The sequence below is a fragment of the Psychrobacter sp. JB193 genome, from assembly GCF_002285555.1.
Classification (GTDB): Bacteria; Pseudomonadota; Gammaproteobacteria; order Pseudomonadales; family Moraxellaceae; genus Psychrobacter; species Psychrobacter alimentarius.
In genome coordinates, this window is the sequence record NZ_NRGY01000001.1 from 1653226 (window position 1) to 1679715 (window position 26490).

The following is a 26490-nucleotide window of genomic DNA, read 5'->3' on the forward strand; positions in this document are numbered from 1 at the left end:
AAGCGCGGCACTGTAAATCACAGTGCCGCGCTTTTTTGTGGGTTGTTACTGCCATTATCAACTACTGCACCAATAGCGAAATCGGTACGCTATTATAACTATTGGTCGCTCCGTAGCCTCTACCCCCTGCTTGTTGGTCTTGGCTATTTTGAACAATTTGACCAATCGTTACCCATTGTCCACGTGGCACAATGATAGTGCTATTGAGGCTTTGACCCTGAATGCTGTTACTGCTCATGCCGTATCGATTGTAAGATGAGTTAGATCGCGCCAGTCGCTCTTCAACTTGTGATAGCTTTACTTCGACTTGACCACTCGGTAGTAGCCGCGGTGTCACGTTAATGCCTTGGATCGTTGGTAGCAATACCTGCTGCTGAATAATAATTTGCCCTAGCGAACGAGAATACACTGACGCCGTTGGATAGTAGCTTTGAGCCAATGACCACAACGTGCTTGTCCCAATACTTGCCGCACTGCCAGATAAGGTTTGCACTTGATACAAACTACTGCCTTGTCGCTGGTTATTACGCTGGCTAATTATCCCTGTACCTTGGATACCTCGGCTCGTAATCACAACCTGACCTTGCTGATTATCATATTGAGTACGGCTGTCACTGCCGACACGTACATAAACCGTCAAGGCTTGCGGCTGACTATCGATTTGTGCCAATAACTGCTGTACCGCTTGATAATTGGCGGGCGTCGTTTGTAGTACCAGCTTGCCTTGGTAAGTGGCCACCGTACCACCGTCACGGCTCGTGCTTAACTGCTGACGCACCGCTGGCAGTAAAGCATCACCGCCATAAGTGTCAATCACATAGGTTTGAGAAATAGTAGCGATAGATGAAGTGCTCAGTATAAGACTTACGGCTATAACCAGTAATGGCGTTGTTAGTTTTTTAATAAGAGCGTCCATAAGCTGTCAAATCCGAATCAAGTGACCAAATAAACACTTCTACGTGTGTGCGCCTGTTTGCTTTGTTCTTGGCCTGAATATCTTCATACTCTTTGATAATAGACAAATCTGTCAAACTCATACCTTCGTTGGGTTTAGCAGCCGTTTTGTTTTGTCCCGCTTTATCAACAAACTCAGTAATCCACTTTTGCCATTCCAACTTCAATTCAAAATCACTTATCTCAAATGGTAATTCACCATTAAATGTCTTTTGCATCATATCAACAAACCTTCTAGCAGCTTGTCGACGCATAGTCCCATCACCATTTTGGCTAATATGATTACCAACCTCGACCGCTACTACGAATGGTATGATAAATCGACAATCCGATTCTATATAAGTTTTAAAGTCTGCCATGACATTGTTTTTTTCGTTATTTCGATTAGGTACATCTAGAATATTCAGTAAAATAGTCGTATCTAATATGCAAATGTCTGTCATTTAATCAGCTCCTTGTAGCTGATTAAGCCAACTGAGCGCTTGCTGCTTACGTTGTTCACTGGTGGTTGGATGCTTGATAAAACGTTCAACGATACCTTGGGTTACTAAGTCACCAAGCGTTCCTTGAGCTACTAGGCCCAGATAGTCATCTAAGTCACCCAATCTAACCAACTTACTATCACCCTCTTTCGGATCTCTATAGCAAAATACAACATCTGCCAATGCCTCATCAGGCAATGCGTCCATCAAAGCAGGGTTGTGCGTTGATAACAACAGATTTAGATTACGCTCATCTGCATATTGGCGCATCAAACTTAATATCTGATGCGCACGTGTAGGGTGAATACTGTTGTCGATCTCTTCAATGACTACCGTTGATCCTTTTGGCACAGATAGTAGAGCAGCTGCGATACCTAATACTTTTAAAGTCCCGTCTGATAGTAAGTCCATCGTGCGTTCAACGGAAACGTCTCCGAAGCTTTCACACAGTAAAAACTCTACTCGGTCCCTTTTATCAGTATAAAATTTAATATCAGTAATATCTTGCTCAGGTAAGCTCTGCACTAATACTAGTATTTTTCCTTTATATTCTAAATTTTCTTCACAAAGATAAGACAATACGCCTGCTAAATTTGAGCCACTATTATTTAACACGCTATCTTTAATACTGTCTTGACGCATGGTACTAGGTACAAAATCATAGAAGAAAGTATTTGTTAAGAAATTCGCCAAGTTGTCAAAAGAGTCTGTATTTTTTGGATTAACTTTGGCATCATCATAGAATCCTCTCCACAAAAAAATATATAACCAATCTTTCATCGAAAGTACGGATGAGTCTTGCTCTGGAAAATACACCGAAACTTCAGAATCACTAATTTTCTGAAAAATCTCATTATTTTCTTTTTCATTTAATTTTAAAATAGTTTCTAATGGAGTAAGCTTTATTAGTTCGCTAGCGCTAGCATTGAAGTAATGCAGAGCTAATGCTGTATATTTACTGCTTCTATAGAAAAAAAAATTCTTTTCTTTCTCTTGATAAGTTTCACCAGCTAAATGAAGTTGCATGTCCTCGTTGAGAAATATACCAGAATAGCTAATATCAGGAGTAAAGTTAAATGATAGTGAAAAACTATCTTCATGATTAAAAGCTAAATCTATGATGCTTCCTCTAACTACCTTATCACTATCATTTACTCTATTTTTAAGCGTCGATAAACGCTCACCACCAGCAACCCAGCTTAAAAAGCGAAATGCCTCGATAGCATTACTTTTGCCTGATGCATTCGCCCCTATCAGTAGAGTCAAAGGCGATAGAGGTAAGGTTGCATCTTTATAGCTTTTAAAATTTTTGATGGTAATACTGGCATTGTTTTCCATAACAACCTCACTTACGTTAAATGGCTTAATATTAGTTACTCAGACCCAAGACATCTTGCATATTATACTGTCCCGTTGGTTGCTGAATTACCCAAGTCGCCGCGCGTACTGCACCTGCCGCAAACGTCATGCGCGCCCGTGCTCTATGCGTAATCTCAACCACTTCGCCATCGGCGATGAACATCACTGTATGATCGCCAATGATTTCGCCACCGCGAATGGCATGAATACCGATCGTACCGGCTTCGCGCTCGCCCGTTTGACCTTCGCGTCCATAGACGGCAACGTCTTTGAGGTTCTGTCCACGAGCATCTGCGACGGCTTCTGCCATCATATAAGCTGTGCCAGAAGGTGCATCAATTTTATGCTTGTGATGTGCTTCAATCACCTCTACATCAGCCTCTGCTCCAAACGCTTTGGCAGCCATTTCTAATAATTTTAAGGACAGATTGACGCCTGTGGAATAGTTGCCTGCATAAACGATAGCAATCTTTTCACTTGCTTTTGCCAATACTTGCTCTTGCTGCTCGTTAAATCCTGTGGTGCCAATGACCATAGCCACGTTGTGCTCAGCACAAACTTGCATATTTTTTTCAGTGGCATCAGGCAGGCTAAAATCAATCAGCACATCGATATCATCAACCACGGCTTGCAAGTCATCGACAATCTGCACATTCAAATGTCCGATAGCAGCGACTTCACCCGCATCTGTGCCAACGAGGCTTGAGCCTTGACGCTCAATCGCTGCATTGAGGGTGGTTTGTGGATTGTCATTGACCGCTTCGATGAGCATGCGACCCATACGTCCGCCTGCACCAATGACACCAACTTTGATGGCTTGTTCTTTTGTTTGTTGACTCATATCTCTACCTTAAATACTTTATATTTGGCGGGGTTATTTTTGGATATCATTTATCGTCAGTTTAACAAATATCGCTACCTGAGTGGTTTTTTATCGGCACAAGAAAAAGCCCAAAGGTTTCATGTGAAACTTTTGGGCTTACTTTCAGTATAGCTACCTAAAGACAGTCTGTCTTAGTTAAATAATCAGTCAAACAAGTCGCCGATTTTTTTGAAGAAGGATTTTTTATGAGGCGATTGCTGATGCTTACTATCGCCATCCAAAGTATCTTGGAACTGACGTAGCAGGTCTTTTTGTTCACGGGTTAGGTTGACTGGAGTCTCAATAACGACGCGGCAGATCAAATCGCCTTTCATGGTGGTACGCACTGGCGTCACGCCTTTACCGCGTACTCGTAGCAATTTACCACTTTGCGTGCCTTCTGCAACTTTGATTTTTACTTTGCCATCTAAAGTTGGGATCTCAACTTCTTTACCAAGTGCCGCATCAGTGATGCTCACGGGCACATCCATATAAAGGTCCGCCCCTTGACGCGTAAAGACGTTGTGCGCTTTGACGCGTACTTCGACATACAAGTCACCATTTTGCACGCCAGCGCCGCCCGCTTCACCTTCACCTGCTAGGCGAACGCGATCGCCATCATCGACGCCCGCTGGGATAGAGACTTCGAGCGTACGCGATTTGTCTTTGACGCCATTACCATGACAGTCAGGGCAAGGGTTTTTGATTTGCTTACCAGTGCCGCCACATTGTGGGCAAGCTTGCTGAACCGCAAAGAAACCTTGCTGCATACGTACTTGACCTTGGCCATGACACATCTGACAGGTCACGACATCAGAGGCATCTTTTGCGCCTTTACCGTCACAGGTATCACATGGTGCAGGGGCGGTAAAGCTGATTTCTTTTTTGCAGCCGCGTACCGCTTCTTCTAATGTCAGCTCGATCACATAACGCAAGTCTGAGCCACGGCGCGAACGTCCACCGCCACCGCGCGACTGACCGAAGATATCCCCAAAGTTACCGAAGATATCGCCAAAGATATCTTGGAAGTTGCCACCGCCTGCACCACCAAAGCCGCCACCGCCCATGCCATTTTCGAATGCAGAGTGACCCATACGGTCATACGCTGAACGCTTTTCTTCATCGCTCAGTACTTCATAAGCCATAGACGCTTCTTTAAATTTATCTTCAGAATCAGGATCATCAGAGTTGCGGTCTGGATGGTATTTCATCGCCAGCTTGCGGTAGGCTCGCTTAATCTCTTTACTGTCAGCCGTCTTACTGACACCTAATACTTCATAAAAATCGCGCTTACTCATGGGCTCTCCTATCGTCTTTACAGTCCACCGGCCAGTCGATTCATAGATTTTACGCTTCCCTACTTTATCTGTAACCCTTCATCGTCTACAAAGGTTTCACATGAAACATAGGGGATAAAAAGTCAAAAATAAGAAGGATATGAATCTTACAAGCAAATACGGCAGGATGCTGCTTAGCCAAATCAGTTATTAAAAGTTTGCGCTATTTATGGAGATGGTATGGCCATTTATCAAGCGCTTAGATAGGGAAAGTGCGCGCTAAAATCATTTAGACCAGTTAAAAAGGTTCTATTAAGGAACGGATAAAGGTTTTCATACCTTAATTTGTATGGGCCATGCTAGTATTTAGCATTATTCAAACGGTTTGATTGAATCTCTTGTTTATATTTGACTCTATTAATTTTGCGATAAGGTATCCATTTTTATGAAGAAGCTGATTGTGTTATTAATCGTGATTGCGATAGCTGTATATGCAGGCTCGCCTTATTACAGTGCTTATCAGCTCAAAAATGCTTATGAAGATAAAGATGGCGCTACCATTGCCGCCGCCATCGATTATGACCAAGTAAAGCCTAGTATTCAAAATCAGCTGACCACGCAATTTACCGCGACCATGGGCAAATATCCTTTGGTTGCAGAGTTGGGCGGTGAGCCTTTAACACAAGCGGCAAACCGTTTTATTACCGAAGCCGTGGATGGTGCCATTACGCCACAAAACGTTGAGAAGATCATTGATACTCAAGGTCAAGCCAATACTGCCACTAAAGAGCTGGCTGCTGCTTGGGCCATCGCGAGCAACCAAGTGGATTTAAAGAACCTGATTCAAAATTTGATCCTCCAGCGCGGTGATGTGAATGCCGTGGTGCAAAGCCAGATGCAGCAAATCATGAAAAAACAAGCGGCAGAGCTTGAGCAGCAGGCCGCCCAAGGTACAGACAGTGATAAGCCAACCTTGAGCTATTGCGGTATCAATTGCTTTAACATCAGTGGTCAAGTTAAAGGTTATCCGCTTACTATCGAAATGCAGCGCCAAGGGCTTGTTGAATGGAAGATCGTCGATATTGTCTTGCCATAGACAAGTTGAGACCGCTTTTAATATTCAAAATATTGATAAGTTAAACGATAAAAACCGCTTTATGACTTAATTCATAAAGCGGTTTTTTATTATGTTATTCAAGATAGTGATGAATAAGGATTTTGGGCGGCACTAATATTATTTATTATTATTCGATACCTAAAAATTTTAAAAACTCAGGACTCTCAAAACTTGCTTGATACAGCACACCATCTTCACGATAAATAGCGGGTGTCGCCATTACCGCTAAGCCAGCAGCTTTGTCGCGATTGGGCGTCACTTGATCGACGTCACAACTGGCAGAGGCGGGCGTCATCTCACCTTGCAACATGGCTTTATCAAACGCCTGCCGACGACTGTTTGCATCAGTTTGGCACCAGATACCTCGCATTTGCGCGGGTGACTGCTCATATATCGGATAGCCAATCACGTTGACTGTCACGCCTTTTGCATTGAGCATGGGTATTTGCTGATGAAATCGGCGGCAATACGGGCAGTTGACGTCGTCAGCCACATATATTACGGCTTTCTCGGTACTGGTGGCGGGGTAGCGAATCAGCTGTTTGTCATCCAAAATCGCTAATACCGACTGATTTTTGCGTTGCTCAAACTCTGTGTCCAGACCCACGAACTGACCGTTTTCGATGACAGATATCTCGCCATCGGTGATATATTGCGCATCATCTGAGAGTAAAAAAGGCACGCCTTCTAAAGTTGCACCCCAAATCACGCCTGGTACAGCGGTGTAAAAAAACGGTGTTTTGGTGCTCATATTTTTGAGCGCGCTCATATTGGCAAGCATTGCCGATTTGACGGCTGCACTGACTGGTTGGCCTATTTGCTCTTTATGACTGCGCGGCAACGTTTTGGTCACTACCCGCTTGCTTGGGTTCTTTTGTAGCTCACCTTGAATGACGTATTTGCCGTCTTTGATGATATGTAATGGTGCTTGTCCTGCAAGAGTCACCTGATACATATTGGGCAAGTTTGAGGGCGCAATAGAGGTTATCTGCGTCTTGATACCTGCTTGCGTGAGCACTTGGCGCAAGTGGCTGTCGATAGACTGGCTTATCGAGCCAGCTGCTTGGCTACCTACTGCAGGTTGGCTGATGTTTTTACTCGTGGCATCATTGGCGCTTGGCTGAGCACAGGCAGTGGTCGCCACGATAAAAGTACCAATAAACGTAGTGGATGTTAATAAAGAGAGTTTCACGAAGACCGTCCTATCTGTTTTTAACAATGAGTATGCTTTACTGATAATGACATCACTGCTTAGAAAATAAAAAGCAGATAAGCCTTATATTATGCAAAAACATATATTGAAAAGAAAAATAGACTGTAGCACAAGGAGGATTTTTGCAAAGGCTTAAAAACGCATTATTGCAAAATTGCTACCCAGCTTTAAGAGGCAGGCAATATAGTCAGGATAGAGACATAGTCAACAAAAAAAGCAGCACACGATACAGTCAATTTCATTTAAAAAGAATACCCTGCTTCTAGGATAAATTTTGCTCGCTTGCTGTATGCTTCGCAAAATTTACCCTAACAGAATGTTATTTTGAACGTATTTCTTTTATATTGAACTGACGATACGTATGCTGCTAATTATTTTGAGGCAATGTCTAAAGCCGCTAATGTTTAAAAGCTGCTTTTGACGTTACAAACTCACAGATAGGGCACACTTAGAATAAGACGAATTTAGAATTTGGCCACTTCTTCTGCGGTTAAGAAACGACTGTCACCTTTGTCTAGACCATCTAAGTTGATATGACCAATGCTGGCGCGATGCAGCTCGACGACCTTATTGCCAAAGTAACCCATCATACGTTTGACTTGATGATATTTGCCTTGCTCTAGCGTCAGGCGTGCATGCGTTTCATCGATAAATTCAAGAATTGCAGGCTTGGTAGGTTCATGATCGCCTTCTAACAAAATCCCTTCGGCAACCTTTTTAACTGCTTTTTCTTGCGCATCACTGTCCATAGCATCTGCTAAAGTCAGCTCGTAGACTTTGGCATGCTCATGCTTCGGACTGGTCACACGGTGTAGCCAGCCACCATCATCACTGATAAGCAGCGCGCCCGTGGTATCGACATCAAGTCGACCAGCGATACGCAAGCTGCCCAGCTCTGGTACAGCAATCAGCTCGGTAACGATTGGGTATTCTTTGGCTTTTAAGGTACATTCAAATCCTTCAGGCTTATGCAATAAGATATAACGGTTACCAGTCGCCACTGATAACGGCTCGCCTGCCCACATCACATCATCATTAGCGATATCGACATGCAACCCTGGATCTTTGACGATTTGATCGTTCACTGTGATTTCGCCTGCGTGCATAATCTTTTTTGATTCTTTGCGCGACAGCTCAGTGGCCTTACTAATAAATTTATCTAGACGCATACGCTTAACTACCATCCGTTTTGGGATACCCATTCTGCCTCAAAGCCAACCTCACAAGCCTGCACATCATTCTTGTTCGCTATCTTAACTGGTCAGAAGTGGTACTATAATAAAAAATAAAATGAACACTGCGCCAAATACGGCAAACAATGAAAGTTACACCAGTTTACCATATCCAACCTAAGCCTGATGAAATATGAGCTATCAAACCCTAAAACGTGCTGTCACCGCACGCTTAGAAATCAAAAAATCTGAGTTTATTGCTTACGCATATCCTGTCACTTCACGAGAAGACGCTATGTTTCACGTGGAACAACTACGCGAGCAGTACGCCGATGCCCGCCATCACTGCTGGGCTTATATCATTGGCGATCCCCATAATACGACCAGCGCGGGTTTCGACGATGATGGTGAGCCAAATGGCACCGCAGGCAGACCCATATTGAATGTATTGCAGCATAAGTCGATTGGCAACGTCATTATCATTGTGGTGCGTTACTTCGGTGGTATCAAGTTGGGTGCTGGCGGTTTGACGCGCGCGTATGCAGGATCGGCACAAGCGGCTGTGGACATGATGACCCTGCTTGAGCATGTGCCAATGATTCAAGTGCAGATACTGGCAGAGTTTGCGACCGAAGCGCAATGCCGTTATGTGGTCGACAGTCTTAACGGTCGTATCGATGATGTGGCTTATAGCAAACAAGTGCTATTGACTGCGACGCTGGCTGAGGCGGATATCGACTCGCTAAAAGAGCGCCTTGCCATGGATGGACGGGTGTTAGATCCGTCGTAAACTTTTTAACCAGTGAGCTGCTGATTGGCTATGGTTTGAGTAATAGGCTTTAACTGATTGACCTTGAGTGACTGATGTTAAGTAATAAGTGACCAGTCTTGATTAACTGCTTTTGAGTAACCAGTCTTGAGTAACCACGCGTTCACTGAAAAGCGTTGGTTTTGATACTGGCGGGCGCTATGATAACGCATTGCTTTTTAACCCTACTAAAATAAGAAACTCTCTATGTCACAGTCAACACTAACCACGCCTTTTTCGCCAGCACCTTTTAAACCGCCGTTTTGGCTCACCAATCCACATTTGCAAAGCATTTTGCCCAAGTTTTTTGCGCCCAAAACACCAACTTATCGCCGTGTGGTCGAAAAGGATTCTTTGGATGAAAGCGATATTGCCTACGATTTTTATGATGCGCATCCTGTACAAGCAGCGACAGATGGCGAGCTTGAGCAAACGCCATTGATCGTTTTGTTTCATGGGATGGAAGGCAGCAGCGACAGCCACTATGCGCGAGCATTGGCGTATCAAATGCACGCTCAGGGCTGGCATTTTGTCGTGGCACATTTTCGTAGCTGTGGCGGGATTCCTGCCAGTGGTACGGTTTTTTACAACGCGGGTGACACGGACGAAGTACATCATGCGCTACAAAACTTACGTCAGCAGTATGCCAATATCTATGCCGTTGGCGTCTCGCTAGGGGGCAATGCGCTGGCCAAATACATGGGCGAGTATGCGGATAAGGCGCTGTGTCGTGGTGCGGTGGTGATCTCTGCGCCAGTCGATATGTCCTCAGCGGCGCTTAGTATGCACAGCTTCTTGAGTCATCGCATTTATACGCCCTATTTGCTCAACCCAATTATCAAAAAAGCTTTAGCCAATGACATTACTCAAGATGAGATCGACTCCATCAAATCGGTCAACCGTATCAGCGACTTTGATGATATCTTTACCGCGCCGCGTCACGGCTACCGATCTAACAATCACTACTATCAAGCCTCATCAGCCCTTCCCTATTTGATAAAAGTGACCAAGCCTTTATTACTCATTAGTGCCAAGGACGATCCGTTTATCGGTTTTACCGCCACGCCAAATGATGTCTCTGACAGTGTCACTATTCTCGATACGGCTCATGGTGGACACATTGGGTATTTGCGTTATCGCTCTCACAACGAACAAGCCGAAGATAAAAATTATGATCAAGCATCGACTGTTTATAATAAAAAAGGCAAAAAATCAAAATTTGATATCAATTGGATACCCGAAACTGTGAGTGATTACTTTAATTGGATTGGCGTCGAATCACGTAAAAAATAGGTCTAAGTAGCCCTGACCATACACTCTGATGTGACGACCATTAACTCTATCCTTTAACCCTTTGAGACTGCTTTATGTATCCATTTATCCGTTATGCCAGCACCATCGCCCATGCGGCTCTACAAGCAAAAAAGGGCAATACGTTAACGCTCAAAGAAACCAGCGAGATTCAGTTTCGCTGTCGTCTGACCGACATCGATAATTTTTTGGAGATGAATAATGGTCGCGTGTTCACCTTGTATGATTTGGGGCGTATGGACTTTGCAGTGCGTAGCGGACTTGGTAAGCAGCTACTAAAACAGCGTTGGGGTTTGGTCATCGCTGGTAGTACCATCCAATATCGCAAGCGTATTCGTGCCTTTGAAAAGGTCACGCTAAAAACCAAAATCGTTGGCATCGATGCGCGCTGGATGTATATCGAGCAGTCGATGTGGGTTAAGGGTAAGCCATGCTCTTCTGCCCTACTGCGTACTGGCGTGACCAAAGGCGGTAGAGTCATTGATACATCAAAAGTGCTTGCGGCGTTGGGTCAGTCTGATTGGGAGCTACCGCCAACAGGTTACGTGGCCGAATGGATTGAGAGTGATGCTGATCGTCCGTGGCCTCCTGTCGGTTAGAATAGTTTTAGGGTTAGATAAATTCGTACTTGGAAGCGTATTAATACTTTTATCGTACTACTTCTGAACTGTAAGCTTAGAAAGAGTATAGTTTATTAGTATTAATACAGAGTCACCTCGTCTGATAGTATTCTTTCCTAGTGGGAAAATAGATTTGATACTGTCCCTAAGTTGTTTTTCATGCTTCAAATAGAATTCTTCTAATTGCTTTATATTTTCAATACCTAAGCTTTTAATTCTATTTATTAGCTGATCATAAGCAGAGCTTTCAACATCAGACTCTGTGATAATCAAATCATATTCGCCAATAAATACAATGTTTTCAAAATTAATCACCTCATCATTCTCGCTCATAAAGGATATTAACGAGGCCTTATTTATTTCTATTTGGCTAGGATTAGCTTTAATATCTTGACTCAAATTCTTTTCATACTGCGCTATAGTTGATTTTAATTTCACAAACTCGATGTCTGCTTGTTCGAGAAGAGCTGCAACCCTATAAAAAGTACGTTTTGCAGTAGTCGGAATTTCAAACTCACCCTTATAGCCTAAATCATGCTCAATTTCAGCCCATGAGTGCTGTAAGATTGTCCTAATTTAAAACTCAAATTTCTGTTCTCCATAGCTAGAATATTCTGGTAAATTTGTCCTATCTCTTTTTAAACTTGCCACATAATGTAGACTTCTATAACCAAATTTATCACTATCTATTTCCCGCTTATCTACAGAATTATCTTGGTCTATAACAAACTCTTCTTCAATCATAGTTGCAATTTGATCTACTTCATCATCGAAATAGGTAATAATACGTACACCAACTATATCGGTAATATCGTTTAAAGCCTTGTATTTTTCACTTTTTCTTATGATTTTATTTTCAAGACTACCTCTATCTTTAACTCTGGTCTGCACTTGATGTACTCTAATATTTTTTTGCTCAAGTAACGAGCTTATTAGACTAAGAAGGGTTTTATCGAAGTTATCTAATACGTTTTTTGAATTGTCATATTCTTTTAGTATTAAATTCATTTTGTAGCTCATTAGATAGATTGTTACGGAAAGTCGATAATTGTATCTTACATCATAAATGCTCGAATAAACTAATTTATAATTAAGGGTTTTGATGCATGACTTAACTACAAAACCGTAGCCAACTATTTCCACTACAAAACCATAGTCAAATATTTTAACTACAACTTCGTAGCCAAAGCCCACCCCCTTATTTAGCAACTAAATAAACACTATCCAACACGCGTACCGCCTACCTCTGCTACAGTAAGTCATGTAAATGTTCTAATAAAAAGGAGCCATTCATGAGCTTACTTAATACCCTTAACCTAACCTACCCCATCATTCAAGCGCCAATGGCAGGCGGTGCCACCACCCCTGAGCTGATTGCGAGTGTCAGTAACTTTGGTGGACTGGGTTCATTGGGCGCTGGCATGACCGCGCCAGACGTATTGGATAGCCAAATCAATACGATTAAGACCCTGACCGACCGTCCTTTTATGGTCAATCTAATGGTGTTGTCTGAATATGAGTCGAGCACCTTCGATACGGATATGCCTGCTTGGCTGAGTAATTACTATCAAGAGCATGATATCGAATTTACGTTACCCGAGCGTCCCGCACAAAGCTTTGCTGAACAGTTGCAAGTGCTCTATAACAATCCTGTGCCTGTCGTTAGTTTTACATTTGGTATTATTGAGGCCGCGCAAGTTCAGCGTCTACAAAGTGTGGGCACGCGTGTTATCGGTACGGCAAACCATCCATTGGAAGCCAAAACATGGAGCGATATTGGTGCAGATGCGGTCTGTGTGCAAGGGGTAGAAGCTGGCGGACATCGCGGTGGTTGGTTGGCTCAAAGCGAAACTGATCCATTGGGATTATTGACATTGATTAGCCAAACACGCGCCCTCACCGACATTCCATTGATTGCCGCCGGTGGCATTATGACGGCGCAAGATATAAAGGCAGTGCAGGTAGCAGGAGCTGAGCTTGCACAAATGGGCACGGCGTTTTTGACCACAGATCAGTGCGGTATCAATGATACGTATAAGCAAGCGCTACTTGATGCCAGTCAAGGAGTACGCAGTAGCGAGACACACTTAACGCGACTGTTTTCAGGCAAGCTTGCTCGTGGTTTACTAAATGATTATCTGCGTGATTTTGCGCAATTTGAGAATGCAGATGCACTACCGCCCTACCCGCAACTCAATGCCATGAGCAAGTTTATGCGGGCGGATGCGACCAAGCATTTGGACGCCGAGCATTTGTCGCTATGGGCAGGACAAGGCGTCACGTTGGTCAGAAACGAAAGTACAGACGCCTTGCTGACGCGATTAACAAAGAACTTGTGAGTTACTTGTCCATAAGCGTTGCACGAAAGTCTTTATAATCATGGGCCGTCTTTTTTACCGCTTCGACCATCGGTACATGCCCAACCTCAGGCATCATCATCACCTGTGCTTGCGGCATGATTTGTTTCATTATGACGGCGGTTTCAGGCTTGATGATTTTGTCCTCAGCACCCCAAACGATGAGCGTGGGTATGTCGTACTGCGCAATCACTTTGGCACGTGCTTCCACATTGTCTGCTGTGATTTGTTCAAGGATGTTGCCGTGTAGTTCGCGGTTGGCAATATTGGTCTGAGCAAAGACCGCTTGCACGGTTTTGGGAATGTAAGGCGGCTTGTACATGACCAAATCATATAAGGCAAAATAATCCTCTTTGGTTTCGATCAATAGCGGGCTGCTTGTTATACCGCCATCGCCAAATCGATCTTGAGAAAATCCTGCTGACCAAAAACCTGCGCTGTCGAGTAGCCACAAGCTTTTGACGCTATCGGGATACATGGCCGCGTAAGCAACACTGATAGCACCGCCCATTGAGTTACCACCGACATGGATATTGGACGCCATGCCCTTGGCTTGCAGCAGCTCATGTAAACGCTGCGCCTGAGCATCGGCGCGATAGTCAGCTTGCGGCGGTTTGCTGGATTCACCAAAGCCCAGCAAGTCTGGTAGGATCAGATGATAATCGCTCAGCTCCTTGGCGATACGGGTAAAATTGTCTTTGTTTGCCCCAAACCCATGAATGAGCAGTAAAGGCTCGCCGTTAATATTGCCACCTTCTAGATAGGTCAAAGTATCGCCAGAGGCCAGCGTCACTACCTTTTTTTCAAGGTTGGCTTTATTGCGCTCAAACTGTATCAACTTTTGGGTCGCATTGACGGCAAGCGTATTAGGCGCGGTGGTACAGCCGACGACTGACAGACTAAATAGTGCGACAAGGCTTAAGCGTTTTAGTTTCATCGAAACATCCTTGTTAGAAATATAGTCAATCCACTATAAAAGCGTTACAGCGTTAACCTTGCTTGAAGCATGACCTATACCTCTGCGCTCGGTTGCCTTGTACCACTCTTAAATTGCATCAACTATAGTATAAAAAGTATTTACGCTATGATTCTAACGATAAATGTTTCTTCGTATTTATAAATCTATTACTTTGTAGTCAAGTCAGCGTCATCTTTTTCAGGCTTTTTATCATCAGTAGAAACCGAGCTAGCTTCATATAAGACACAACACCAAAAGAAAAGTAACACATTCAGTACTGGAGCTTATGTCAGCACTTGATTTGTTTACCGTTTTAATCAAGATGGCATAGGCATTGTCATTTATAATGAGCGTTTTTATTCCATCAATCCTAAGTCTGTTATCTAACACCTTTCTTAGGACGCATTCTTATAACAAACCGAAGCCCAATTGAACGGTGCAAAAGGAAAGACATTGAGCGACACCAGTATTGCCACTGACAAACGGCGTGACCTCACTGAAGGGTCAATTGCCAAAACGATGCTCCTATTTGCTTTGCCAACACTTGGATCATCAGCGCTACAGTCGTTAAACGGCTCAATCAATGCTGTCTGGGTGGGGCGGTTTTTAGGGGAAGAGGCGCTCGCCGCGACAGCGAACGGCAATATTTTGATGTTTATACTCATCTCCTTTGTTTTTGGTTTTGGTATGGCGTCTACTATTTTGATTGGTCAAGCCATGGGCCGCCGTGACGAGACTATGGTCAAAAGAACCATGGGAACGGCGCTCGGTAGTATTATTCCGATCAGTATAGTGGTGTCGGCAGTAGGGTGGCTATTTGCGCCAATGTTACTGGATTTGCTTGGCACGCCAGCCAGTGCAGTAGATCTTGCTCTGACCTATCTACGGATGATTTTCGTTGCAATGCCTGTCACACTCACGTTTACGCTGATCATGATGGCACTGCGTGGGACAGGCGACTCTACGACGCCGCTTTGGTTTATCATTATATCGGTGATTTTTGATATAATTTTGACACCGACATTGATTTTGGGTTTAGGCCCCTTTCCCGAGTGGGGTATATTTGGCGCAGCCTTCGCAACCGCCACCGCAAACACGCTAGCACTTATTGGCATGGTGATCACCATGTACCTGCGTGGCTCTGTGCTGACACTTAAGATGCCAGAGCTACGCTTTTTACGTGCAGACCGAGAAATCCTAAAGTCAATGTTTTCAAAAGGGTTGCCGATGGGTCTGCAAATGATCGTTATCTCTTCGGCAGCGTTGACCATGCTGTCACTGATCAACCGCGAAGGGGTACAGACGACCGCCGCTTATAGTGCCACCCAGCAACTTTGGACATATGTGCAGATGCCAGCGATGGCGCTCAGTGCCGCCGCCAGTGCGATGGTTGCACAAAATATCGGTGCTAATAAATGGAGTAGAGTCTCAGACATCACGCGATGGGGACTCATTTTTAACGTGATATTGACCGGTGCCATTATCGCGGTGCTGACGATTTTTGATGGCACTATTTTGGGCTTTTTCCTCGGTAGTGATAGCGAGGCGTTGCCAATTGGAGAACACATTCAGTTAATGGCAACATGGGGTTTCGTCTTTTTTGGGATAGCACAAGTGCTGTTTGGCACCATGCGAGCAAACGGCTATGTGATTTGGCCATTGATCGTTATGGCGATTTCGATGTACCCCGTGCGCCTTGGATTTGCGTTCGGGCTTTACCCACTCCTTGGGGACGACGCACTGTGGCTGTCGTTCCCAGCAGGCATGGTAGCCACCGCGCTGATGGGGGCAGGACTATATGTACATGGCGGATGGCGCAAGGGTAAAAAACTGGTCGCAGAAGAGGCTGCTCAAGGCAGCGAAGGCTATCGCGTGCATGGTGGCACCTCTGCGTCGTGCCGAGATATCGCACCAACGACTGTGTGGAAGCTGCTCCCGTTACGCCGTATCACAAGGCTACATCGACGACTTCGCAGACGACTTTATAGACACCGCATGATTAGGAGTAATAAAGGCTAATAGCGTGGTTTATATATGGTTAAGATGCTTTAAATGTTTTATAGCGTTACTGGAAGAAATGTTACTTGCGTGCTGTGTCTATACCAGAGCCTATAACGACATAGGCTGTGCAAAATTTCTTCCAGTAGCGTATTTAAATTGATGTATCATTTTCAGCTGACTATATATACGTTTAGCTTGATGACTCTTTTTCATTGGTATAAGGAGTAAGCTGTCTATAATCTCGACTTATTGCTGCATATACTAAAGCCTTGTATCAGCCAATAAAAAATCTACCGCAGCGGTCGCATGAATGGCGGTGGTATCAAACACAGGAATTAGGCTGTCTGCTTGAGTGATGAGTAGACCAATCTCAGTACAGCCTAATATCACACCTTCTGCTCCTTGCGCCGCTAAAGCTTCAACCACTTGACGATAATATGCCCGTGAGCTGTCTTTGAACTCACCGACGCACAGCTCTTTTTTTATAATACGGTGTACTTCGGCACGTTCGTCCTCGGCAGGTATCAACACTTCTAGCCCTGCATCAATCAAACGCTGCTTATAAAAATCTTGGGTCATCGTAAACTGCGTGCCGAGTAGCGCTATTTTGCTGAGATTTTGTGCTTTGATGGCATCGATAGTGGCGTCTGCAATATGAATCAACGGTAGGTCTGTGGCTGATTGTACATCGTCGAATAATTTGTGCATGGTGTTAGAAGCGATCATGATTCCTTGCGCGCCCGCCGCTTGCAAGCGTTTACTGCTACTCACCATAAGCGAACCCAGTGCTTCCCACTCTCCCGTTTCTTGCAACGTATTAATAGGGCCAAAATCGACACTGTGTATGAGCAAATCTGCTGAATGCAATCCACCCAGCTTGGCTTTGACACCTTCATTAATCAGGCGATAGTAGCTTTCGGTACTCTCCCAGCTCATGCCACCGATGATGCCAAGTGTTCTTTGAGTACTGTATTGAGGCGTGGTTTGCTGAGAGGATGGGTGTTGCTGATTCTGGTTAGGCATTTTTCTTCCTTATTAAGAGGTGTCCTCAATTCAATCAGTGGTCATCTAAACGGACTAGAGACAAACGCGTAAGCGTAAAAAGTCATTCAATCGTAGCAAAAACCGTTATATTATATAAATTATTTTTAAGACAGTTTTTATAACCGCTATAGCAAAAATCACTTCGGACTTATCTATTTTTTTGTTCATCGATAGCTTATATCCTACTATTAGGAAGTACTATGAAGACTCGTCAGTCAACGCTGTATTCAAAGATTCGTTCATCCATGCTATTACCTATTGGGTTACTTGCATCCCTAGTGATTGTATTGCCTGCTTGCGGTGGTGGCGACTCAGATACAGACTCAAACGCTTCAACGCCTCCTGCTACTTCTGAACCAGCCACGCCCGCAATACCAAATATCCCGACACCGCCTGAAACAGTACCGCCGACATCTAATAGCCAAGCATTTTATGATCGCAGCTCAGCCCTTGATGATGTAACGCTCGATGACAGTACGCGTAAACATATCTACGTGGCGACAACGGGTAGCGATACGGCAACAGGTAGTGCTAACTCGCCAGTACTGACCATACAAAGAGCGGCGGATCTCGCCACCGCTGGCACGACAGTACACATTGCCGCCGGTACTTATAAAGGGCCTGTCTATATTGAAAACTCTGGCACACTAGCGCAGCCTATTATTTTTGAGGCGATGCCAGCTGCAAAAATAGTCATCACAGGCACGCCAAGTACTGACGATGAGCATCTGTTTCATATAGAAGACCAAGCTTATGTGATCATTCGCGGTTTAGAGTTTACTAACTTTTGGACAACCAGCGATCAGGTTACGCCCACTGCGATCTATGTGACAGGTAGTAGCCATCATATCCTCATCGAAAACAACTATATTCATAATCTAGGCACACGCGTTAAGAATGAGAACGGCAATGCGCATGGCATTGCGGTGTACGGTACTCAGCCTATTAGAGATATTCAAATAAATAACAATCGAGTCGAAAACCTCACCTTAGGTCGTAGTGAAGCGATCGTACTCAATGGTGATGTAACTAACTTTGAAGTGAACTATAACCAAGTCAATAACAACAATAACATTGGTATCGACATCATTGGTTTTGAAGGAACAGCAGAGACCGCTAACGACTACGCCCGTCGCGGCGATATCATCGGCAATACGGTCGCGCGCAATAGCATCGTTGGCAATCCCGGTTACAAAGGTGATGATCCTTCAGCGGGTGGTATTTATGTCGATGGAGGCAGGCAAGTATTTATTCAAAACAATATCGTGACTGGCAACGATATTGGTATCGAAGTCGCCAGTGAACACTTCCAAAAGTTAACAGAAGAGGTCTGGGTAGAGGGCAATACGGTCACCGATAGCAGCTATGCTGGTCTCGCAGTCGGTGGCTATGATGAGCAACGTGGCGGCGTCAGACAAATCACCCTTATTAATAATACCGTCACCAACAATGATCTTGGTAAGCAACAAGGTGGTCAACTACTACTGCAATTTAATATTCAAAAATTAAGTATTAAGGATAATACATTTACCAGCTCGCCCTCACGCTATATGATCGTTGCCAATCAGCTTGATCGCGGCGAAGTCAGCTTTGACAATAACCGTTACCTCCCTCAAAACAGTAATTTGTCCTTACTATGGGTACTCGGTAACAAAACGTTTAGCAGTAGTACCGCTTTTGAAAACTGTGCGGTGTTGCTACAATGCAAATAGCGTGCGAATGTTTGACATGTCCTGACCTTTTATCACCAAAATAAGTAAAACTATGAGTAAAATACCCACCATCAGAATCCGTACACGGCGCAAATACTACCGCCTTATCTTTACCGGGCTTATGGCACTGATGATGTCACTCATTATCTCAGCTGCTTTGATCCTGATTAAAGTCGGCTGGACTGAGGGGTTTTTTGATACGCTGTTCCATTCGTGGGGATTGGCATTTATCGTAGCGTGGCCGAGCGCTTATGTCTGTGCCTACATGATTCAAGAACATGTACTGAGTCGCATTGAGTTTTATTAAACAAGTACACAACACAATCAATATCACCTCCCCATAAAAACAGTTAAGATAGTCTTTACACTGTTTTTAATGAGAGCGTGCTATGAACCAACCACAGCGCACGACTGAGCATTCGCTTAAACACGATACCTCTCCTATCGAACGCGCCGATCATACGGCCGCTTATCTTGATGTCTACCCTACCCAGCAAGCGTGGCTTGCTTTTTTTGATAAAGCGCTGCTGGTGATTGGATCAGTCGCACTGGCGTTAGCCCTTGTTTTCTTTATCGCTTATAACTGGTTAGACATGGGCAAAATGGGTAAGTTTGCACTGGTCGAAGGCGCACTGGTTATAACCATTACCCTATACGTTGGCTTGTGTGTTAGGCGACAATTTCTCCTCATTCGTCAACTGCTTTTACTCATTGCCAGCATCATTACTGGCAGCTTACTGGCTTTGTTTGGACAGACCTATCAGACAGGCGCAGACACATGGCAGCTGTTTTTTGTATGGGCGCTATTGATTATGCCGTGGGTCATGATTGCTCGTTTCCCTGCGCTGTGGTTGTTATGGTTGGGTCTGCTGAATGCCTGCCTACTGTCTTATTTAGACGTGACTGGTTTTTTGTTCAACGATAATGTATACCAAGGCGTGATAGAAATAGGCGCGCTGGCCTTCATTAATTTTGTCGCACTGAATCTCTGGCTATTTTTTATTGATCACAAAAGCCCCTCTCAAACAACTTCTGCCAATGCAGATATAGACACTCCGTCTCATACCGCCGCTCATACACAAAATCAGGCTAGAGCTGGTTTGCACTGGAGCACTTATGTGGTTGGTTTATTAAGTACCTACGCCATCACTCACCTCTCTATCTTCACTATTTTTGACAACCGTGGCGTTACGATACCTGCGATTTTATTATCGCTATGGGCCATTTGGTGTGGCTTTATGGTGTGGCGATTTTACCGATACCGTGTTGATGTATTGATGCTGACCTATGTCAGTGGCTCTGCCATTATCGTGGTGATGTTTTGGGCAAGCAGACTCTTATTAGAGAATGCTAATAGCAGTGGTTTTTTAATGTTAGCGTTGTTATTGGTTGGCATGAGTTCAGCGGCCGTTGTTTGGCTACGTAAAGCGGCTCGTTTAAGTCATAAGCGCACTATGACAAGTGACATGGTTAACGAATCGGTTGAGGTCAATGCGACTGATAGAAGTGCAATCGATGGAAGTGCAATTGATAAAAAGAGTGAAACCAACCTTGGCAATGGTCATGATCAAGAGGATACGCCTTGGTTTGTACACGTCCTTTTTGGCTTTAGTGGGCTGTTAGCCAGCCTGTTTTTTATTGGTTTTTTGACCTTAATATTAGAAAGTACTGGCGCGTTAGACAATGCAATGATGATAGGCATGATTGGGCTGTTGTTGAATGCGTGTGGCTTCATTATATTTAAATATGAACACCGGCGTCACAGCATGTTTTTGAGCAGTCTGGCTTTTATGATCAGCGTGGCAGGTCAATCATACGTGGTGTACAGCTTAATCGAAAGTAGTATCAGCCATCCGCTCGATGTGTGGGTATTTTTATTGCTACAAAGTGCTTTGACCCTTATCGTGCCAAGTTTTGTGTACCGATTGATTGGGAGCTTAACTGTGTTTGGCTGCGTGGTTTTTTTACTCAGTTATTACGCCCTACCCGAAATCAGTCTGGGTCTATTGGCATTGATTGCGATTGTCAGTCATTTACAGCGCTATCGATTATTGCAACACATTCCAGTTCGGTGGCATTTAGCAAGCTCTGAGGTGATAAAAGCCATTGGTTATGCCAGTGCGCTCATGCTTTTATGCATTTCTGTCTATTTCATTGTCGACGAGTACCGTTATGGCTTCGATAATAACGACGGGCTGTTTCGTTATCATTACTACTGGGCACAAGGACTGCTCACACTCGCCAGCCTATATGCCGCCTACCTCATTTTGAAGCGTTACCGTATCCAATGGCACTCTGCCGTAGGGCTGATAACTGGCAGCGCTGTCATTGTCTTGGGTATTGTATCGACCTATGTTACAGGCTTACTGGCCACCAGTTTGATTATCATCATTGCCATGGCCAATAGCAAACGCACTCTGTTAGGTATTGGCGTGTTTGCCTTGGTTTGCTATGTGTTTTGGTACTACTACCAGCTCAATACGTCTTTACTGGTCAAATCTGTCTCCGTGCTGGTGGTCGGTATTGTACTGCTACTGCTGCGTTGGGTGTTGGTCAAACGCTATAGTGCTCACGGCTTATCCGCCTCTGGAGCGCGCACCCAGCATAACGCCAGTCAGGCCGATAGTGAGGAGCCTTTATCATGAATGATGCCAATAAACGTACTGATGCAAGCAACGTCTCCAACTCTGCTTTAGCATGGTGGCAAAAACGAGCAGTGACCATCACTATTGCCGTACTGGGTTTGGTCGGTATTTTGACCTTTATCAGCATGAATGTGATGAAGTATGAGAGGCATCTTGCTAGTGGTGATCCTGTGTTATTGCAACTAGCGCCCGTCGATCCACGCGGCTTTATGCAAGGCGATTATATGACACTCAGTTATGCCTTGGAGCGTGATGTTTTGGATACATTAGATAAAACTGGCGATCGTCCTAAATCGACTGAGGGCTATGTGATAGTCGCTTTAGATGAGCATGATGTCGGGCATTTTGTACGCTTGGCAGATAGTCATCAGCCCAATACATTGGCGGCCAATGAAAAAGCTATCCGTTACCGTCTGAGCAACGGCTCAGTAAAACTTGCAACCAATGCTTTTTTCTTTCAAGAAGGTCATGCCAATGCTTTTGAAGCAGCAAAATACGGCTTGTTTCGCGTCAATGACAAGGGTGATCCGCTACTGGCCGATCTCGTCAACGAGACATTTGAAGTGATTGACCCAACAGATAAACATAAAGCCAAAGTTAACAATTAAATAAAATAGGCAACTCCTACTTCACAACTGTAAGCAAAGACTAACCTTATTTAACCAAATAAGTACTGATAACCATAAGCTGGACTTGCTACTGTGGTGACCGGATAACGCGCTTCTTGACGGAGCACTGATAACTAATCATTGATAAATGAACTGATAATAATGAATGAGCTGACAATCAACCAATAATAATCTATTCAGTCATATACGATTACTTCATTCAAAATAAATAAAAAGGACACACCCATGCGTAGCGCAACTTACAGTAAATTTGGCAAACCCACCGAAGTCTTAAGTCTTGGCGACAGCCCTATTCCTGAACCAAAAGCCGATGAGGTACGAGTCAAAACCATACTGGCCTCTATTCACAATCATGATCTACTCACCATTCGCGGTCAGTATGGCTTTAAACCAGAACTGCCAGCCATCGGTGGTAGTGAAGCCGTCGGTATCGTTGATGCGATTGGGGATAATGTGAAAGACATCAAAGTCGGTCAGCGCGTCGCAGCAGCCAGCGTACAAGCAACATGGGCAGAGTACTTTGTGGCTTCAAAAGACATGGTATTTGCCGTTCCTGACAGCTTAGAAGATCAAATTGCAGGCCAGCTTATTGCCATGCCGCTTAGCGCCTTGATGCTCATTGAATTCTTAGAATTAAAAGAAGATCAATGGGTTATTCATAATGCAGCCAATGGGGCAGTCGGTAAATCACTTGCGATGCTGGCCGCTGCCCGCGGTATCAATACCATCAATGTCGTCCGTAGTGCGGACGCGATAAAAGAGCTGGACGCGCTGGGTATCAAAAACAATATCAACACCTCAGATGACGACTGGAAAGATCAGGTTCGTAAACTCGTGGGCGATGACAAGATAATTGCGGCAGTTGACTCAATTGGCGGTGAGTCTAGTAATGACTTACTAGAATTGCTCGGTCATGGTGGCACGTTGGCATCGTTTGGTATTATGTCAGGTAAGCCAATGAACCTAGACCCAACCAATATCATCTTTAAACAAGCGGTTATCAAAGGCTTCTGGGGCAGCAAAATTAGCCAAGAGATGAGTGTCGATAACAAACAACGCTTGATTGATGAGCTGATCGAACGCGCGACCAATGGCAATCTAAAATTGCCTGTCGAAGCCACGTTTGATTTGGCAGATGTCAAAAAGGCGGTCGATGGTGATTTGCAATCCAGCAAAAACGGTAAAGTGTTATTAAAACCTTAATATTTAACTGACTGTCAAAGTCTACTCACGCAAAACACATGCAAAAGCCCATTGGTATTCATATAACAATACGGTGGGCTTTTTTTGCTTAAATAGATAAGCCAAACAGTCACTCATAAATACCAACAACAAAAAATAAATAGGGATATCACCATGTCAAACCAACCAACCTTTAACGCCTTAGTCGTCGAAGAAGACGCTGATGGCAACTTTAACAAAAGCATCCAAGAGCGCAGTCTCACTGACTTACCCGAAAACGACTTGCTTATTGAAGTGCATTATTCATCACTCAACTATAAAGATGCCATGTCAGCATCAGGCAATAAAAGAATCACCAAGCACTACCCGCACACACCTGGTATTGATGCCGCTGGTGTCGTGATCAGCGACAAGTCTGGCACCTTTGAAGAAGGTCAAGAAGTCGTGGTATTTGGTTATGATCTCGGCATGGACACCGCAGGTGGTCTTGGTCAAATGATCTCGATACCTGCTGACTGGGCGATAGAATGTCCAGAATCGTTAACATTAAAAGAAGCGATGATATATGGCACTGGCGGTTTGACAGCAGCCTTAAGTATTCAAAAGCTAGAAAAAATGGGCGCAAAACCCAGTGATGGCCCAGTTGCAGTTACAGGTGCCACGGGCGGCGTGGGTACCATCAGTATCGCAATCTTGAAACACTTGGGTTATGAGGTGATTGCATTTTCAGGCAAACCTGAACAAAGCGAACACTTAAAAGCACTGGGCGCAAGCGAAGTCCGTCATCGCGATACCATCAATGAGATCGGACAAAAACCTATCGGCCGTGAGCTATGGGCAAATGCAATTGATACCATCGGCGGCGATTACTTAGCCAACTTGCTCAAACAGACCAAAGCTGGCGGCGCGGTCACCAGCTGCGGATTGGCGGCCTCCCCTGAATTTTCGATGACGGTCATGCCGTTTATCACAAGAGCCGTGTCGTTATTGGGTATTGATTCGGTCTATATTCCACTGGAAGATAAAAAGGCGATTTGGCAGCGTGTGGCTACCGACATGAAACTGCCTAATCTGGAAAGCTATGGCGAAGAGATTACATTGGCGCAAACGCCTGAATATTTGGATCGGTTTATCGCGAGTAAAACCGTGGGGCGTTATGTGGTGAATCTGCGGAGTTAGGATTTGGTTTTTTGACAGATAAATAAAAGCAGCGCTCCTTTGTGGGGGGCTGCTTTTTTCTTAGCCAATTAATACTCTAGCTTACAGTGAGTTAAAAGAACTACATTATTCAAAGCGTTGTTCACGTTGATTATGCTCTTGTGCTTCTCTTTCTCTCTCTTTCTGTATCCATTGATTAACTAAAGCTAATTTCTCTTCAATCAATTTCTGTATCTCTACAGAAGCATGGTTGCTTAATTCGGAAAAGGCTTTGGCTCTTGTTTCCAAAACATCTGCCAGAGAACCTGACCAGCCACTTGGCATTATCTCGTCATATATAATTTCAACTATTTTGTCTTTGTTCTTAGCTGTGTGAAAAATTGCTTTTATATGGCCGCTTAGTTCAACAGGCCTTTTGTCCACTGTTGGGAAAAGTGGTTCTTCTATTGGAGTATATATATCAAGTAAGTTTGCCACTTGTTGGATTTTAGCTTGATCATTATTACACCAGTCTAAAAGTCTCTGGGCAGGTACTATATTGAGAGAAACTCCATCATATTGATCAAAAAATTGCCAATACATCAAGTCATTCTCTGAAAGCTGATTGTTATCAAATAATATAGTTTCGAGCACCATCTCTGGAAAATTCTTGAGCAACACAACCATAAGTGGTTCAATATCTTTGCTAGATATACGATGCTCTTCAATACCTTTTTTGATTAAATATAATATGTCGCTTATTTCGTTCTGAGGTACTGATGACTCTAAGCAATAATTGGCTATACTTTTCAAAGAATGACTGCGCAAATTTCTTAAACTACCTAGAGAAACTGCTTTCTTAATAGCGTTACGTCCTGCTGACAATATAGTAGAGGTTGGTTGATAACTACTATTCTTATCTATATAAAAACGCATACTAAGAATTTCTATAGCGGCATATATACCTTGCTCCATACTTATTATTCTATCTAATAGTTCAGATAACTCATTGTCGCTTATTGCTTCATGAGTGCGACCATAAGCTATCATCTCGAACTGAGATGCATTAATCTCCTGCTTAGTCACTAGATCGATAAGCTTTTGGATACTCCATTCTGCCAATGGCGTACTACAAAGCAAGAAGACAAAATGTTCTTTTAGGTTACTTATCTCAAGAGTAGACTCTTGCATAATACGTGCGAGACTAGAATCCTGTTCATATACCTGTTTAATAAATCCATGTAGCACAGAAGGGTTTAATTTTTCGACTGGCACATCTTGGATAAGATTGGCTAGGTATTTGAATGTTTCTATTAGATCAGGGCTTCCTAAAGCAAGACCTTCACCAAAATGAATAAACGAGTCAAATCTTTCTTGCCACAAATCAATTCCTAAGCCTTCAATAAGACTGGTATCTTGAGCAGCTTCTTCTCCTAAAGATTTTACTTTCGTAATAATTTCTTTTCTATAGTCAGAAGGACTTTCGTTACCACCATATGTTATATGATCCCAAGTATTAGAAAATATATAGGCATAAATCTCTGTATTAATATCTTTTGGAGCAGTAATTTTTTCTAGCATTTCCAAACGTCTAATTGATTTACTATCGGACCCAACTGAACCGCCCCGACTATATCGGAGACTGTTTAT

General features: G+C 43.9%; 24 protein-coding genes. 12 read left to right on the forward strand and 12 right to left on the reverse strand.

The genetic code is table 11. From position 1 onward, the window contains the following. Nucleotides 1-61: 61 nt before the first annotated feature. The 5 genes from CIK80_RS07160 to dnaJ all read right to left on the reverse strand — a co-directional run bounded on the left by CIK80_RS07160 (nt 62) and on the right by dnaJ (nt 4955). Entirely contained in the window at nt 62-916 is an 855-nt protein-coding gene (locus CIK80_RS07160; RefSeq protein WP_095569390.1) for a hypothetical protein, read from the reverse strand. Beyond that, nucleotides 900-1397, reverse strand: a complete 498-nt coding sequence (locus tag CIK80_RS07165; RefSeq protein ID WP_095569391.1) for a hypothetical protein — start codon at nt 1395-1397, stop codon at nt 900-902. The genes CIK80_RS07160 and CIK80_RS07165 overlap by 17 nt, the downstream gene beginning before the upstream one ends. After that, nucleotides 1398-2774: an ATP-binding protein gene (locus CIK80_RS07170; RefSeq protein WP_095569392.1), complete on the reverse strand. Its 1377-nt coding sequence runs from the start codon at nt 2772-2774 to the stop codon at nt 1398-1400. 31 nt (nt 2775-2805) lie between these two features. Continuing rightward, nucleotides 2806-3636 (reverse strand): 4-hydroxy-tetrahydrodipicolinate reductase, encoded by an 831-nt coding sequence (dapB, locus tag CIK80_RS07175; protein ID WP_095569393.1) that lies wholly within the window; start codon nt 3634-3636, stop codon nt 2806-2808. Between the two features lie 185 nt (nt 3637-3821). Further along, nucleotides 3822-4955, reverse strand: a complete 1134-nt coding sequence (gene dnaJ, locus CIK80_RS07180) for a molecular chaperone DnaJ (protein WP_062843485.1) — start codon at nt 4953-4955, stop codon at nt 3822-3824. 424 nt (nt 4956-5379) lie between these two features. Here dnaJ and CIK80_RS07185 point away from each other — a divergent pair, with 424 nt between their 5' ends. Next, a complete protein-coding gene (locus CIK80_RS07185; RefSeq protein WP_095569394.1) occupies nt 5380-6030 on the forward strand; it encodes a DUF2939 domain-containing protein in 651 nt (216 codons plus the stop codon). A 148-nt stretch (nt 6031-6178) separates the two neighbouring features. Here the strand turns inward: CIK80_RS07185 and CIK80_RS07190 are convergent, their stop codons facing one another. Together CIK80_RS07190 and CIK80_RS07195 are read right to left on the reverse strand one after the other, a co-directional pair. Continuing rightward, nucleotides 6179-7243 carry a thioredoxin fold domain-containing protein gene (locus CIK80_RS07190; protein WP_095569395.1) on the reverse strand — a complete coding sequence of 355 codons (1065 nt, stop codon included), beginning with the start codon at nt 7241-7243 and terminating at the stop codon, nt 6179-6181. A gap of 485 nt (nt 7244-7728) precedes the next feature. Continuing rightward, nucleotides 7729-8433: a pseudouridine synthase gene (locus tag CIK80_RS07195; RefSeq protein WP_062845775.1), complete on the reverse strand. Its 705-nt coding sequence runs from the start codon at nt 8431-8433 to the stop codon at nt 7729-7731. Nucleotides 8434-8629: 196 nt separating this feature from the next. On the opposite strand from CIK80_RS07195, the gene CIK80_RS07200 reads away from it, so the two are divergent. From CIK80_RS07200 to CIK80_RS07210, 3 genes are all read left to right on the forward strand, one after another. Further along, nucleotides 8630-9226, forward strand: a complete 597-nt coding sequence (locus CIK80_RS07200; RefSeq protein WP_095569396.1) for a YigZ family protein — start codon at nt 8630-8632, stop codon at nt 9224-9226. 225 nt (nt 9227-9451) lie between these two features. Further along, nucleotides 9452-10537 carry an alpha/beta fold hydrolase gene (locus CIK80_RS07205; protein WP_095569397.1) on the forward strand — a complete coding sequence of 362 codons (1086 nt, stop codon included), beginning with the start codon at nt 9452-9454 and terminating at the stop codon, nt 10535-10537. A 74-nt stretch (nt 10538-10611) separates the two neighbouring features. Next, nucleotides 10612-11154 carry an acyl-CoA thioesterase gene (locus CIK80_RS07210; RefSeq protein ID WP_095569398.1) on the forward strand — a complete coding sequence of 181 codons (543 nt, stop codon included), beginning with the start codon at nt 10612-10614 and terminating at the stop codon, nt 11152-11154. Nucleotides 11155-11211: 57 nt separating this feature from the next. On the opposite strand, the gene CIK80_RS15415 is transcribed toward CIK80_RS07210, so the two are convergent. Further along, nucleotides 11212-11613, reverse strand: a complete 402-nt coding sequence (locus CIK80_RS15415) for a hypothetical protein (protein WP_218830307.1) — start codon at nt 11611-11613, stop codon at nt 11212-11214. Between the two features lie 138 nt (nt 11614-11751). Continuing rightward, entirely contained in the window at nt 11752-12183 is a 432-nt protein-coding gene (locus CIK80_RS15420) for a RelA/SpoT domain-containing protein (RefSeq protein ID WP_218830308.1), read from the reverse strand. Nucleotides 12184-12467: 284 nt separating this feature from the next. On the opposite strand from CIK80_RS15420, the gene CIK80_RS07220 reads away from it, so the two are divergent. Then, the gene (locus CIK80_RS07220; protein WP_095569399.1) at nt 12468-13514 is read left to right on the forward strand and encodes a nitronate monooxygenase; all 1047 of its coding nucleotides are present in this window, start codon (nt 12468-12470) and stop codon (nt 13512-13514) included. Between the two features lies 1 nt (nt 13515). On the opposite strand, the gene CIK80_RS07225 is transcribed toward CIK80_RS07220, so the two are convergent. Next, on the reverse strand, nt 13516-14469 hold the full coding sequence (locus tag CIK80_RS07225; RefSeq protein WP_095569400.1) for an alpha/beta hydrolase: 954 nt from the start codon (nt 14467-14469) through the stop codon (nt 13516-13518). 474 nt (nt 14470-14943) lie between these two features. Between CIK80_RS07225 and CIK80_RS07230 the strand changes: the two genes are divergently transcribed. Next, on the forward strand, nt 14944-16509 hold the full coding sequence (locus tag CIK80_RS07230) for an MATE family efflux transporter (RefSeq protein ID WP_095569401.1): 1566 nt from the start codon (nt 14944-14946) through the stop codon (nt 16507-16509). 243 nt (nt 16510-16752) lie between these two features. Here the strand turns inward: CIK80_RS07230 and CIK80_RS07235 are convergent, their stop codons facing one another. Continuing rightward, nucleotides 16753-17514, reverse strand: a complete 762-nt coding sequence (locus CIK80_RS07235; RefSeq protein ID WP_095569402.1) for an aspartate/glutamate racemase family protein — start codon at nt 17512-17514, stop codon at nt 16753-16755. A gap of 221 nt (nt 17515-17735) precedes the next feature. On the opposite strand from CIK80_RS07235, the gene CIK80_RS07240 reads away from it, so the two are divergent. The 6 genes from CIK80_RS07240 to CIK80_RS07265 all read left to right on the forward strand — a co-directional run bounded on the left by CIK80_RS07240 (nt 17736) and on the right by CIK80_RS07265 (nt 24882). Continuing rightward, nucleotides 17736-19247, forward strand: coding sequence for a right-handed parallel beta-helix repeat-containing protein (locus CIK80_RS07240; RefSeq protein WP_095569403.1), 1512 nt, complete (start codon nt 17736-17738; stop codon nt 19245-19247). Nucleotides 19248-19299: 52 nt separating this feature from the next. Beyond that, complete coding sequence (locus CIK80_RS07245) at nt 19300-19554, forward strand: DUF2798 domain-containing protein (protein WP_062843474.1); 255 nt, start codon at nt 19300-19302, stop codon at nt 19552-19554. Nucleotides 19555-19636: 82 nt separating this feature from the next. After that, nucleotides 19637-21892: a DUF2157 domain-containing protein gene (locus CIK80_RS07250; RefSeq protein WP_095569404.1), complete on the forward strand. Its 2256-nt coding sequence runs from the start codon at nt 19637-19639 to the stop codon at nt 21890-21892. Further along, on the forward strand, nt 21889-22500 hold the full coding sequence (locus CIK80_RS07255; protein ID WP_095569405.1) for a GDYXXLXY domain-containing protein: 612 nt from the start codon (nt 21889-21891) through the stop codon (nt 22498-22500). The genes CIK80_RS07250 and CIK80_RS07255 overlap by 4 nt, the downstream gene beginning before the upstream one ends. A 246-nt stretch (nt 22501-22746) precedes the next feature. After that, complete coding sequence (locus CIK80_RS07260; RefSeq protein WP_095569406.1) at nt 22747-23724, forward strand: zinc-binding dehydrogenase; 978 nt, start codon at nt 22747-22749, stop codon at nt 23722-23724. Between the two features lie 153 nt (nt 23725-23877). Then, nucleotides 23878-24882: a YhdH/YhfP family quinone oxidoreductase gene (locus tag CIK80_RS07265; protein ID WP_095569407.1), complete on the forward strand. Its 1005-nt coding sequence runs from the start codon at nt 23878-23880 to the stop codon at nt 24880-24882. Nucleotides 24883-24987: 105 nt separating this feature from the next. Here CIK80_RS07265 and CIK80_RS07270 read toward each other — a convergent pair whose 3' ends face one another. Next, on the reverse strand, nt 24988-26421 hold the full coding sequence (locus tag CIK80_RS07270; RefSeq protein ID WP_095569408.1) for a hypothetical protein: 1434 nt from the start codon (nt 26419-26421) through the stop codon (nt 24988-24990). Between the last annotated feature and the right edge of the window lie 69 nt (nt 26422-26490).